Consider the following 12,567-nt stretch of genomic DNA (forward strand, 5'->3'; position numbering starts at 1 on the left):
GGCTCCGCCCGACTCTCCGCCCGCCCCGAACCGGCACTGCCGGGAGTGGCGGGGGAATTCGGTTCCCCGGGCGTCGGCCCGGCGGCGAACACACCTCGCGCGGTGGCGTGAGGCCTCGACCTGCCAGCCGCCGGCCCCTCCGCCATCGAGATCCGCGCAGGCGGAGGGCGCCAGGTCATCGGTGGTCGACCGGTGGTCCGCGCCGTGCGGGTCCTGCCGGAAGCAGGCGTACCACCGCCCGAAACTCCTCCTTCTGGGTGAAACGCGGCCGAATGTCGACGAGGAGTGCGCCATTATCTTCCGCTTGTGGAGAATCGCACGCCGAGGCGCAAAGAGGGCCGATCGCGGCCACGTCTCCCGGGTGTGACGCGAGTGGGGGAGTAGCGTGTCCCTCTCCGGTTTCCGGTGTGACCGGATTCCGGTGGCCACCCGCGCCGGAGAACCGGGAAAACGAGGAAAGAGGCCGGCGTGGCTGGCCGGAAAGGGAGTGCGCAGTGCGGGTCCCACCGTTCGTGACCGCCGTGCTCGGCACCGCGCTCGCGGTGTCCCTCACGGCCTGTGGTTCGAACTCGGACTACCTGCCGACCCGGGCCGAGGCCGAGGACCTGGGTGAGGAGAGCCAGCAGGTCGCCGAGGAACTCGCGGCCGAGCTGGGCATCCCGGACGTCTCCGGTGAGTCGGACGACCTGTACGTCTTCCTGCCCAAGTCGTTGGACAACCCGTACTGGGACGACGCCAGGGCCGGGATGGAGGACGCTGCGGAACGGCTCGGGGTCCGGGCGGAGTTCGTCGGCCCCCAGACCACCGACGTCGGCCAGCAGGTGCAGATGTTCGAGGCCGCCCTCGCCCGGCAGCCCAAGGGCATCGCGATCTCGCCGAACGACCCGGCGTCCGTCCTGGGCACCATCGCCACCGCGCGGGACATGGGCATCGAGGTCATCGCCTGGGACTCGCCCGTGCCCGACAGCGAGGCTCGTGGCTACATCGGGACCGACAACACCAACGCCGGGCGGACCTTCGGTGAGCAGCTGCTGGAGCAGATCGGCGGGGAGGGCGAGATCGCCGTGATCGTCGGCTCGCTCGGCGCGGTGAACAGCCAGCAGCGGCTGACCGGGTTGCGCGAGGTCGTCGAGGCCGACCCCGACGTGGAGATCGTCGCGATCGAGGAGTCGGGCGACGCCATCGCCGAGGCGACCAGCAAGACCGAGGCGATCCTGGCCGCGCACCCCGACGTCGCGGCGATCGTCGGCGTCAACGGTGGCGACGCGCCCGGAGCCGCGACCGCCCTCCAGCAGACGGGGCGGTGCGGCGACGTGCTGGTCGCGGGCTTCGACGCGATCCCCCAGGCCAGGGACCTGATGCGCAACGACTGCATCCAGCTGCTCGTCTCCCAGCGGCCCTACGGGATGACGGCGGCGGCCCTCCAACTGCTGGTCGCGATGGCCCAGGACGCGGACGTGGACGAGACCGAGCTGGACACCGGCGTCGTCGCCATCACCAAGGAGACGCTCCCCGACTTCGAGCGGACCATCTCGTGAGCGCGGCACCCGAGGCGGAACCGCCCACGGACGACCCACCGGCCCCCGGCGTCGAACCCCTGGTGCGGATGACCGGGATCGTGAAGACCTACCCGGGCGTGCGCGCCCTCGACTCGGTGGACCTGGAGGTCCGGCCCGGCGAGGTGATGGGCCTGGTCGGTGAGAACGGGGCCGGGAAGTCCACCCTGCTCAAGGTGCTCGCCGGCGTGGTGAGCCCCGACGAGGGCGAGGTGCTCGTCGAGGGGCGTCCCGTCCGGATGAGCGGCCCCCGGGACGCCCAGCGGCTGGGGCTGGCGGTGATCCACCAGGAACTCACCCTCGCCCCGCACCTCTCCGTCGCCGAGAACATCCTGGTCGCCGCCGAGCCGACCCGGTTCGGGATGCTCGACCGCCGGGAGATGGAACGGCGGACCGAGGCGGCGCTGTCCGAGCTGGGCATCCAGCTCGACCCGTGGGTCGAGGTGGAACGGCTGTCCCTGGCCAGGCGGCAACTCGTCGAGGTCGCCCGCGCGCTGGCCGCGAAGGCACGGCTCATCGTCATGGACGAACCGACCTCGGCACTCACCGAGGACGAGGTGGACCGGCTCCTCGCGGTCGTCAGGAGGCTGCGGGACTCCGGCGTCTCGATCGTGTACGTGAGCCACCGGATGCGGGAGATCTTCGAGGTCTGCGACCGCATCACCGTGCTGCGGGACGGGCGGCACACCGGTCTGTCGCGCGCGGACGACACCGACCCGGACGCCCTCGTCGCCAGGATGGTCGGCCGGGAGATCACCCAGCTCTACGGGGAGCGGTCCGACCAGGCCCGGGACGAGGTCGTGCTCGAGGTCCGCAACCTCTCCTCCGGGGATCGGGTGCGTGACGTCTCCCTGGCGGTGCGCGCCGGGGAGATCGTCGGCCTGGCCGGCCTGGTGGGCTCGGGGCGGACCGAGACCGCGCGGGCCGTCTTCGGCGCCGACCCCCACCAGGGTGAGATCCTGCTGCGGGGCCGGCCGGTGCGCTTCGGCCACCCGAAGGAGGCCCTGGCGGAGGGGGTCTGCTACCTCTCCGAGGACCGCAAGGCCACCGGGCTCTTCCTGGAGATGTCGGTCCGGCGCAACATCGCCGTGACGGTCCCGAGGACGATCGCGCCGAAGGGGTGGTTCCGGCCTCGGGCGGAACGCGACGTGGCCGACAGGTTCCGCACGTCGTTGCGGATCGCGTGCCCCAGCGTCGACTCCCTCGTCGGAGGGCTCTCCGGCGGGAACCAGCAGAAGGTCGCGCTGGCCAAGTGGCTGGCGACCGAGCCATCGGTCCTCCTGCTCGACGAGCCGACCCGGGGAGTCGACGTCGGGGCGAAGGCGGAGATCTACCGGATCATCCGGGAACTCGCTGCGGCCGGCGTCGCGGTCCTGATGATCTCCAGCGAGCTACCCGAGGTGATCGGGATGAGTGACCGGATCGTGGTGCTCTCCGCCGGACGGACGGCGGGCGAGCTGACCGCGGACGAGGCCACGGAGGAAGCCATCGTGGCGCTGGCCACCGGAATCGGCACCCCGGCGACGGGCTGAGGAGCGAACACCATGTCCACGACCACGACGCCCACCGCCGACCCGGACCGGACCGGCTCCTCCGGCGCCAGCACGCGCCGAACCGACTCGCCGTGGCTGCGGCCCTTCCGGGGCAGGGAGTCGGGGCTGCTGCTGGTGGTGCTGGGGATCCTGGCCTTCCTGGCGATCAGGACCGACACCTTCGTCACCGTCGACAACCTGCTCGTGGTGGCCAGGCAGGCCGCCCTCGTCGCGATCATCGCGGTGGGCATGACCTTCGTGATCGCCACCGGCGGCATCGACCTCTCGGTGGGCTCCGTCGTCGCGCTGACCTCGGTGGCGACCGGGTTCTGGGTGATCTCGGCGGACCTCCCCTACATCGTCGCGATCCCGCTGTCCCTGGCCACCGGTCTGGCCTGCGGGCTGCTCAACGGCGCCCTGATCGTGCTCACGAAGGTCCCGCCCTTCATCATCACCCTGGGCATGTTGGGCATCGCCCGCGGCGTGGCCCTGGGCTTGACCAGCGGTTCCACCCAGACGGGCTTCGCTCCGCCCTTCCTGGGCATCGGGCAGGGGTCCTGGTTGGGGCTTCCCGTGCCGGTGTGGGTGGCGCTGGTGGTCGCGGTCGTGGCGCACCTGGTCCTGACCAGGACGACGATCGGGCGGCACGTCTACTTCACCGGGTCGAACGAACCCGCCGCGGTCCTCTCCGGGATCCGGGTCCAACGGGTCAAGATGTTCGTCTACGTGGTCGCGGGCTCGCTGGCCGCCCTGTCGAGCCTGTTGGAGACCGCGCGGCTGTCGGTGGCCCAGCCCAGCACCGGAGTCGGTTACGAGTTGACCGCGATCGGTGCCGTCGTCATCGGCGGCGCGAGCCTGTTCGGCGGCCGAGGAACGGTGCTCGGCGCGGTGCTCGGCGCGGTGCTGCTCAGCCTGATCACCAACGGCCTGATCGCCCTCCAGGTGAGCGCCTACTGGCAGCAGGCGATCCAGGGAGCGGTGATCATCCTCGCGGTGGCGCTCAACGAGTGGCGGGGCCGGCGGGCCGTCGCCGCCGGGCGGGCGGGGGACACGTAGGCGGTCGGCCGAGGCCGCCGTCCTCGGACCACGGCGCCCCCTCGGCGGCCGTGGCCGGGTTGACCCAGGCGGCGGCGTTCCTCCCCGCTTCGGCCAGGCGGGGCTCCGGCGCACGACCGGGGGCGGCCGTGGGCTCGTGCCACCCGGTCGCCCCGCGCGACGACGTCGTTCCCGTGAACAGGGTTCCGGCACTCCGTCGGGCGTGCTCGTGAGCCACGAGCATCCGTCGGGGCCTCCCCCGGGTGAGCCGGGTGGGAGCGATCAGCGGTCCGCGCTGGCCCGAGCCGCCGCGTCCGCCGCCCGGCGGCGCGGCGGGTGGTCCCGCCCGCCGTACTCCCCCGACCGGGTGAACAGGTGGGGCTGTTCCTCACCCGGTCAGCTCGAACGCGCGGCTGGGCTTCGGTCGCGGGGGGCGGTGCCCCTACGGTGGCGGAACCGCGCGGGCGCGTCGTCCCAGACCGAGGAGAGCGTCGACCGGGCCGCGTTCCCCGTTCTCGGCACACGGTCTCCGCCTCCGCTCCGCCGGCGCCGCGCCCGTCCGGGGAGGTGGGCCGCCGTGCCCGGGCGGCCCTGCCGCGCCGCGAGGCGCCAGCACGACGAAGGAGAGAGACACGCGTGACGAGCAAGCGAGTGGCCGTCATCCCCGGCGACGGCATCGGGCCCGAGGTGACCAGCGAGGCGATCGCCGTCGTCGAGGCGACCGGGGCTCCGGTCGAGTTCGAGGAGTTCGGCATCAACTCGGGCCGGTGGCACCGAGGGGAGGACCTCATCGGAGAGGAGGAACTCGAGCGCCTCGACACCAGCGCGGGCATCCTGCTCGGGGCCGTCGGCGACCCGGCCGTCCCCTCCGGCGTGTTGGAACGCGACATCCTGCTCAGGCTGCGGTTCCGCTACGACCTGGGAGTCAACCTGAGGCCGGTCCGCCTCCTCCCCGGTGCCAGGAGCCCGTTGCGCGCGGCGAACGCCGAGAGCGTGGACATGGTCTTCGTGCGGGAGAACACCGAGGGGCCCTACGCGGGGACCGGGGGGTCGTTCCGCGTCGACACCCCCGACGAGTTGGCGCTCCAGGACTCGGTGAACACCAGGAGGGCCGTGACCAGGGCGGTGCGGTACGCCTTCGAGCTCGCCGCGGCGCGACGCGGTCACCTGACCTGGATCCACAAGACGAACGTGCTGACCCACGCCGGGAGGCTGTGGGCGAAGGTCGTCGAGGAGCAGCACCAGCGCTTCCCCCAGGTCGAGGTGGCCTACCAGCACGCCGACGCGACCTGCATTCACCTGGTCCAGGACCCGGGGCGTTTCGACGTGGCCGTCACCGACAACCTGTTCGGTGACCTGGTCACCGACCTCGGTGGGGCGGTGGCGGGCGGCATCGGGTTCCTGCCCTCGGCCAACATCGCCCCGGACAACCAGCACCCGGGGTTGTTCGAGCCGGTGCACGGGTCCGCACCGGACATCGCGGGGCTGGGGGTGGCCAACCCCACGGGGTCGATCCTGTCCGCGGCCCTGCTGCTGCGCGAGATCGGGTTCGAGGAACAGGCCACCGCCATCGAGAAGGCGGTCAACGCGGCGGGAACCGCCGGGCGGCTGTCCGGCAAGACCCGGGAGATCTCCTCGGCCGTGGTCGAGCACCTCGACCGCTGACCGCCGGGCCTGCGGGCGGCAGCCTCGGCCCGCACCCCGCCGCGATCGCGGGTGGACGGTGCCGTGAGCTGGCCAGCCCCGGTTGCCCGGGGACGACAGGGACTCGGTGGGAGACCCGGGGGTCGTGGTCGGCCCGCGGCGGGGCCCCTCGCGACTCCCGGGTTGGAGTCACCCGGTGCGTACACCAGTTATCACCGAGGGTGACCAGTTTCGGGGTGGAGTCTCGACCGAGGGTGATCGGTGCTCACAGGGTGCTGCGTGATCGGATGAACGCGCATACTGTGAGTGCCGACATCGACACGGAGGTCAGCATGGAACAGGGCCCGCCCGGCGTGGACCTCTCCCAACCCAACCCCGCGCGCATGTACGACTACGCCCTCGGCGGGGCGCACAACTTCGCGATCGACCGGGACGCCTTCGACCGGCTCGCGGAGATCGACCCCGACGCGCCGCTGGTCGGGAGGACGAACCGCGCCTTCCTCCGCCGCGCCGTGCGCTACTGCCTCGACCAGGGCGTTCGGCAGTTCCTCGACCTCGGCTCCGGCATCCCCACCGAGGGCAACGTGCACGAGATCGCGCAGACCGCCGCCCCCGACGCCCGCGTGGTCTACGTCGACAACGAGCCGGTCGCGGTCAGCCACACCCGGCAGATCCTGCGCGACAACGATCGCGCCGACATCGTCCCGGCCGACATGCGTGACGTCCGAGGGGTACTCGCGGCGCCCGAGACCCGGCGGCAACTCGACCTCGACCAGCCGGTCGCCCTGATGATGGTCGCGGTGCTGCACTACGTGTCCGACCAGGACGATCCCGCCGCGATCATCGCCGCCTACCGGGACCGCCTCCCCCCGGGCAGCGTGCTGGTGCTCTCCCACACCACCTCGGACCAGGCGAACCCCCACCTCGTGGCCGAGCTGAGACGTCTGTTCGGCGACTCACCCAACCCGGTGGCCCATCGCACGAAGGCGGAGGTGCGGGCGTTGTTGGACGGCACCCAGCTGGTGGAACCGGGCCTGGTCTGGACACCCCTGTGGCGGCCGGACGGCCGGGAACTGCTCGACGACGAACCGCACCGCTCGGGCACCTACGCGGCGGTCGCGGCGCTCTGAGCCCGCGCACGGCCCCACCCGTCAAGCCCCCGCCCGGGGCGACCGATGGTTGCGGGAGGACGGCGGTCGAGGAGGTGCCCGTGGTGCGGCTCAGGTGGTACCGGGCGGCTCCCCCGCCCGACCTCCCCGTCCGTCAGGTGCACGGCTTCCTCTTCGCGCCGGACGGGCGCGCGTTTCTCCGGGTCGACGGCGCCCGGCACGGCCTGCCCGGTGGCAAACGGGAACTCGAGGACGCGGACCCGGCCGCCACCCTGCGCCGGGAGACCTGGGAGGAGGTCACCCTGGAGATCGGGGCGCCTCGCTACCTCGGGTACCAGCTCGTGGTGGACGGCGGCACCCACCGCTACGCGCAGGTCAGGATGGTGGCGCTGATCACGCGGATCCACCCGGTGGCGCCGGACCTGGACAACGGGCGGACGTACCGCCGCCTGCTGGTGGACCCCCGCCGGGTCGGTGACCTGTTGGGATGGGGGCGTCGGGGCAGCCGGCAGGCGGCGGCCGCCAGGCAACGAGCGGTCGTCGAGTTCGCGCTGCCCACCCTCGACCTCCCGCCCGACGGCGAGGTCTGAGGCCGGGACGCCCGACCGGGTTCGCGGTGTCGCGGGTCGGGAGGCCGGCGGGCACCCCACCCCGAGCGCGGGGTGGTCCCGACCAGGCGCCCCGCGACGCCAGCGCGCCCCGGCTCCAGCCCGGAGCGGAACGCGCCCCGTGGGCGGACCAGGGGGTGCGGCGCCCGCCATCTCGATGGCGCGCCACCCCCCGCCGGTGCGTGTCCCGGGTGCCAGTGCGCCCGCCGCGCGGCGTCCTCAGCCGGTGGGAGGGCGCGCACGGCCGGCGCTGGCGGGGCCGCGCCGCACCGCCGCCGCCGCCGCCGAACCGCCGACCACCCGGAGCCGTCCACCTCCACGCCGGTGGCGGAGTAGCCGCCGCTCAGCCCGCCCCCAGCCCGTAGACCCGCCGCGCCGTCCCCCCGAACACCGCCGCGCGTTCGGCCGCGCCCAACTCCCGGGTGAGCTCCTCCGCGGTCGCCACGACCGTGCCGTACTCCGCCGCGAGCAGGCAGACCGGCCAGTCCGAACCGAACAGCACCCGGTGCGGTCCGAAGGCGTCCAGGGCGACCGTGACGTACGGGCGGAGGTCCTCCACCGACCACCGCTCGTGATCGGCCTCCGTGACCAGCCCGGAGAGCTTGCAGCAGACGTTGGGCGAGCGGGCGAGGCGGCGGAGGTCCGACTCCCAGTCCCGCACCGCGCCACGGGCGATCGCCGGCTTGGACAGGTGGTCCAGCACGAAGGTCAGGTCCGGCGACGCGGAGACGGTCTCGACGGCGGCCGGGAGCTGCCGGGGCAGGGTGAGCAGGTCGAAGACCAGGCCCGCGTCGGCCACGGCCCGCAGCCCCCGCCGCACCTCCGGCCGGCACAGCCACCGCTCGTCGACCTCGTCCTGGACTCCGTGGCGGACCCCGACCAACCGGCGGCCACCCGGCAGGCCCCGGAGCCGTTCCAGCTCGTCCGCCACACCACCGCCGGCCAGGTCGACCCAGCCGACCACGCCGGCCACGAGGTCGTCCGAGTCGGCCAGGGCCAGCAGCTCCTCGGTCTCGCCCGGGTCCGGAACTGTCTGCACGAGCACCGTCGCGGTCACACCGCGCGCCTCGGCGACGGGCCGGAGGTCCCCCAGGGTGAAGTCCCGGTGGATCGCCGCCATCCCGACCGGGTCGATCCACGGCTGCGGGCGGTCGCCCAGCCGCCACACGTGGTGGTGGGCGTCCACCCGACCCGCCGGCGGGTCCGCCGGGGGAGCGGCGCGCTCCGCCTCGCCGTGGCGGCCACCTCGTCCCGGGCCGTCCACGACGGGCTCGCCGGGTCGTGCGCCCGCCTCGGTCGTTCCGGAGCCGAGCACCGTGTGCCGGGCTTCCCCGAGACCCGGCCACGGCCGGGCGGCGGCCTCCTCCCCCGGGCCGGGCGCCTCCGCCGCCTCCCCGGACGCGATGGCGTCCAACTCGGCCCACAGCCCGGCCGGGACAGGGGTGGCGAGCAGGTCCACGTTCTCCCGCACCTCCCGAGCCGATCGCATGCCGACCAGGACGCTGCTCACGGCGGGGTCGCGGAGCGGGAACCGGAGCGCCGCCGCGACGAGGGGCACGTCCCAGCGCCGGCACGCCGCCGCCAGCCGTCGCGCGCGGCGCAGCACCGGTTCGGGGGCCGGTGCGTAGTCGAACGTCGCACCCGGCCTGGGGTCGGCGAGGATGCCGCTGTTGAACACCCCGCCCACGATCACGTCGACTCCGCGCCGGGCGCAGGCGGGCAGCAGGTCGGTCCCGGCCGTGCGGTCCAGGAGGCTGTAGCGGCCGGCGACGAGCACCGCGTCGATGTCGGTCTCGCTGACGAACCGGCTGAGCAGCGGGGTGTGGTTCATCCCCACCCCGATGGCCCGTACGACCCCCTCGGACCGCAACCGCTCCAGCTCCGGGTAGGCGTGGTCGAGGGCGTCCCGGGCGAAGTCGTCGGGGTCGTGGATGAGAACCAGGTCGAAGCGGTCCAGGCCGGTCCGTTCGAGGCTCTCGGTGAGCGAGCGGCGCACCCCGGTCGCGGAGTAGTCGCGTACCCGGCGCAGCGCGGGCTCCCCGGCGAACATGGACGTCTCCCGGGCACCGCCGTCCGCGACCAGCAGGCGACCCACCTTGGTGGACACCGCGAACTCGTGACGCGGCAGATCGCTGAGGAACGCGCCGAGCCGGCGTTCGGCCCGGCCCGCGCCGTAGTGGGGCGCGACGTCGAAGTAGCGGAGCCCGCACCGCCAGGCGGTCTCGAGCGTCCGCTCCGCCTCCTCGTCGGACACCTCCGCGTAGAGCCCGCCCAGCGCCGCCGCCCCGAAACCGACCCGGCCGATCCCCGAGCTCCGGAGCCGCCAGCCTCCCCGGCTGGCCGTCCTCGCCTCACCACCCGTCACCGGGAGCCGCCCCTGACGCGGGGGCGTGGACGCAGGCCCGCCATCCCACCGTCCACCTCCAGGGCCGTCCCGGTGGTGGAACCCGCGAGTGGGCTGGCCAGTGACGCGACGGCGAAGGCCACCTCGTCCGCCGACACGAGCCGGCCCAGTGGTTGCCGAGCCTCCAGGGCCGCCCGTTCCGCCACCGGGTCCTCGGCCGCGTCGAGCAGCCGAGCCACCCACGGGGTGTCGACGGTCCCCGGGTTCACGCAGTTCACCCGGACCCCGTCCGCGAGGTGATCGACGGCCATCGCCCGCGTCAGCGCGAGGACGGCGCCCTTCGAGGCCGAGTACAGCGCGCGGTGCGGGAGCCCGGCCGTCGCCGCGATCGAGCAGGTGTTCACGATCGACGCGGCGGGGGAGTGGCGCAGGTGGGGGAGCGCCGCCCGGGAGACACGGGCGACCCCGGTCACGTTGACGTCGAACACCCGTGCCCACTCCGCGTCCGGGTTGTCCTCGACCGTGCCGGCCGCGCCGATCCCGGCGTTGTTCACGAGCACGTCCAGCCGGTCGTGGCGGGCCACGACCGAGGTCACCGCGGCCCGCACCGACTCGTCGTCGGTGACGTCGGCGTGCACGGTCGTCAGGGGTTCCGGTGCGCGGCCCGCCCTGTCGAGCGCGATCACGGTGGCGCCCCGGGCGGCGAGGAGCTGGCCCGTCGCCAGCCCGATGCCGGAGACCCCTCCGGTCACCACGGCCACCAGTCCGGTGAAGTCCTGCGGGAACGTCGACTGGGACATCTCACTCCTCCATCAGGAAAACCTGTTCGGCCGGCGCCCACCACTCGCCGGGTCCCGCGCTCGCCAGCGGACGCTGGCAGGGGTCGGTCAGCCGCCACCACCGCTGGGTGACCGGGTCCTCGGCCATCGACGCCAGATCGGCCGCCAGGTCCGTCCCGTGGTACTCGAAATAGGAGAACAGCAGGTCGTCCCGCAGGTGGATCGAGTAGTTGCGGATGTTGGCGTGCCGGATCCGATCGAGTACGGCGGGCCAGACCTCCTCGTGCAGGCGGCGGTACTCGGCGAGCATCTCGGGGCGAACCCGGATGACCTGGGCGACTCGTCGCATCCGCACCTCCGGTGGCCCGCCCGACGTCACGGGCGGGCTGCTCGATCGTGATGGCGAGGCGGCCCCCGGCCCTCGGAGCCCGATCGAACCCGGGACAGCGGGGACCAGCGACCGTCGTGGTTCGACGCTACAAGCCGTGTCGAGAGACATCCGGTGTCTGTCCGGCCTTGGCCAGGACCGGACACCCGCCGATCAGGGGCCGGACCCGTGGTGGACCCGGGATCAGGTGTTCCAGCTCGCCAGTGGAAGGGGGCAAAGACATCTGATGAGTGGGTGGGGGTCCGGTGGCGGGGTAGGGCAGGGAGGTCCTGGGCGGGTGGGCAGGGACGCGGACGTGCCGGGGCGGAGGCCGCAGGGGACGGCAATGCTCATTCGAATGTGAGAGGAAAGTGAGGAAAGTGAGCGTGCCGGCATTCGCCCTTTTCGTCAGCGGTGCGCTGGTCACGTGACCGCCACGCCACCTGGGAACACCGCTCGTGACGAACTCCCCGATCACGGGACTCCGCGTCCTCATCGGGGCCGACCGCGTTCGGCGGGCCGCGCCCGGGATCCGGAACGAAAACAGCGGTGTGGTCGGTGGGAACCCGACCACACCAGCGGCCACTCCGGGTGGTTCCCCGGCGGGCTTCCCCCTATTCGGATCCCGGTTTCCGCGGGCCCGGCGGCACGGCGCCGTTCTCCGATGGACCGTTCGGCGGAGCTCGACAATGTCGCCGGATGCGAATTGATCGCGCGCACGACGAGGTCGCGTGCCCGGGCGCGTTCGCGGTCCGGGCACGCGACCAGTAGGGGTGGAGAACGACTCGGTGGCGGAAGCGAATCCGCGTTGGCCGCACCGGGACGGTCACCGGTCCGCCGAAAAGAGGGCGGGTGGGGAAGTTGCCGGCATCAGCTCGGCGATGTCGGGTGCTGGCGCCTTTTCGCTGGTCGGGCTCGCGTGGCCGTGTCCAGGAGCCGCGCATTGCCCCCGGTCCGTCCGGGGGACTTCCGGCATTCCGGGCGGATCCGATCTCCGGTCCGGGCTGGCGAGTTCGGACGGGTGGTGCCGGCGTCGGATCGTCAGGGCCGGCGGGGTTCGGGTATGCGCGGCCATTCCGGAAGCCACAACGCGCTGGGCGGGGACGTGATCCGGTAAGGCGAGTTCCGTTCCCCCGGATCGGGGAGGCACAGCAGCTCGATCGCCGTGTCCGCGAAAGTGCCCTCGTACTTCCACACCACCCTTCCCGCGGGCCGGTCACGGCCGTCTCCGCGTTCGTCCCGGAACCGGCAGGCCGTGGCGTCGTCCTCGCCCCGGATATGAATCCAGTCGATGTAGCCCGGCCAGCCAAAGGACGCCATCAGGGTGTGGGGCACCTCGGCATCTCCCGGCGCCGGCATGAACAGGAAGCCACGGTCCATCATTCGTTTCAGCAGGTCATCCACGGTGGGCATCCTTTCCATCCGCCTTCCCGCGTGGCGCGACCCGACGGCTGTCCCGATCTGTGCACCAATCCGCCGCAGGGCTGCTGACCAGCGGGTTCGGTGCTCTCGGATGGTTGTTGACCGTCGTGTTCGGCCGTTGTCCAGTGCCTGAAGACGGCAGCACGGAACCAATTCGGGAGGAAGTCCGCC

At 73.1% G+C, this 12,567-nt stretch carries 10 protein-coding genes; 6 read left to right on the forward strand and 4 right to left on the reverse strand.

Annotated elements, in window-relative coordinates; genetic code table 11:
- Positions 1-494: 494 nt before the first annotated feature.
- From G443_RS21760 to G443_RS21785, 6 genes are all read left to right on the forward strand, one after another.
- Positions 495-1,538, forward strand: a complete 1,044-nt coding sequence (locus G443_RS21760) for a sugar-binding protein (protein WP_026418578.1) — start codon at positions 495-497, stop codon at positions 1,536-1,538.
- Positions 1,535-3,088, forward strand: a complete 1,554-nt coding sequence (locus G443_RS21765; protein ID WP_051313880.1) for a sugar ABC transporter ATP-binding protein — start codon at positions 1,535-1,537, stop codon at positions 3,086-3,088. Before G443_RS21760 ends, G443_RS21765 begins: the two co-directional genes overlap by 4 nt.
- Positions 3,089-3,100: 12 nt before the next feature.
- Positions 3,101-4,144 (forward strand): ABC transporter permease, encoded by a 1,044-nt coding sequence (locus tag G443_RS21770; protein WP_035291908.1) that lies wholly within the window; start codon positions 3,101-3,103, stop codon positions 4,142-4,144.
- A 615-nt stretch (positions 4,145-4,759) separates the two neighbouring features.
- Complete coding sequence (locus G443_RS21775; RefSeq protein WP_035274340.1) at positions 4,760-5,788, forward strand: 3-isopropylmalate dehydrogenase; 1,029 nt, start codon at positions 4,760-4,762, stop codon at positions 5,786-5,788.
- Between the two features lie 266 nt (positions 5,789-6,054).
- Complete coding sequence (locus G443_RS21780) at positions 6,055-6,897, forward strand: SAM-dependent methyltransferase (protein ID WP_245588768.1); 843 nt, start codon at positions 6,055-6,057, stop codon at positions 6,895-6,897.
- Between the two features lie 80 nt (positions 6,898-6,977).
- Entirely contained in the window at positions 6,978-7,466 is a 489-nt protein-coding gene (locus tag G443_RS21785; protein WP_026418574.1) for an NUDIX domain-containing protein, read from the forward strand.
- 361 nt (positions 7,467-7,827) lie between these two features.
- Here the strand turns inward: G443_RS21785 and G443_RS25615 are convergent, their stop codons facing one another.
- The 4 genes from G443_RS25615 to G443_RS21810 all read right to left on the reverse strand — a co-directional run bounded on the left by G443_RS25615 (position 7,828) and on the right by G443_RS21810 (position 12,378).
- Positions 7,828-9,849, reverse strand: coding sequence for an aldo/keto reductase (locus G443_RS25615; RefSeq protein ID WP_308208870.1), 2,022 nt, complete (start codon positions 9,847-9,849; stop codon positions 7,828-7,830).
- Positions 9,846-10,628: an SDR family NAD(P)-dependent oxidoreductase gene (locus tag G443_RS21800; RefSeq protein ID WP_026418573.1), complete on the reverse strand. Its 783-nt coding sequence runs from the start codon at positions 10,626-10,628 to the stop codon at positions 9,846-9,848. The genes G443_RS25615 and G443_RS21800 overlap by 4 nt, the downstream gene beginning before the upstream one ends.
- Before the next feature lies 1 nt (position 10,629).
- Entirely contained in the window at positions 10,630-10,956 is a 327-nt protein-coding gene (locus tag G443_RS21805; protein ID WP_026418572.1) for an L-rhamnose mutarotase, read from the reverse strand.
- A 1,059-nt stretch (positions 10,957-12,015) separates the two neighbouring features.
- Entirely contained in the window at positions 12,016-12,378 is a 363-nt protein-coding gene (locus G443_RS21810) for a hypothetical protein (RefSeq protein ID WP_155886102.1), read from the reverse strand.
- Positions 12,379-12,567: the final 189 nt, after the last annotated feature.

Source organism: Actinoalloteichus caeruleus DSM 43889 (assembly GCF_000429185.2).
Taxonomy (GTDB): Bacteria; Actinomycetota; Actinomycetes; order Mycobacteriales; family Pseudonocardiaceae; genus Actinoalloteichus_B; species Actinoalloteichus_B caeruleus.

Bases quoted from the DNA above. Each gene is read 5' to 3' on its own strand.
- G443_RS21805 (WP_026418572.1), bottom strand. From the start codon at position 10,956: ATGCGACGAGTCGCCCAGGTCATCCGGGTTCGCCCCGAGATGCTCGCC.
- G443_RS21800 (WP_026418573.1), bottom strand. From the start codon at position 10,628: ATGTCCCAGTCGACGTTCCCGCAGGACTTCACCGGACTGGTGGCCGTG.
- G443_RS21780 (WP_245588768.1), top strand. From the start codon at position 6,055: ATGAACGCGCATACTGTGAGTGCCGACATCGACACGGAGGTCAGCATG.
- G443_RS21770 (WP_035291908.1), top strand. From the start codon at position 3,101: ATGTCCACGACCACGACGCCCACCGCCGACCCGGACCGGACCGGCTCC.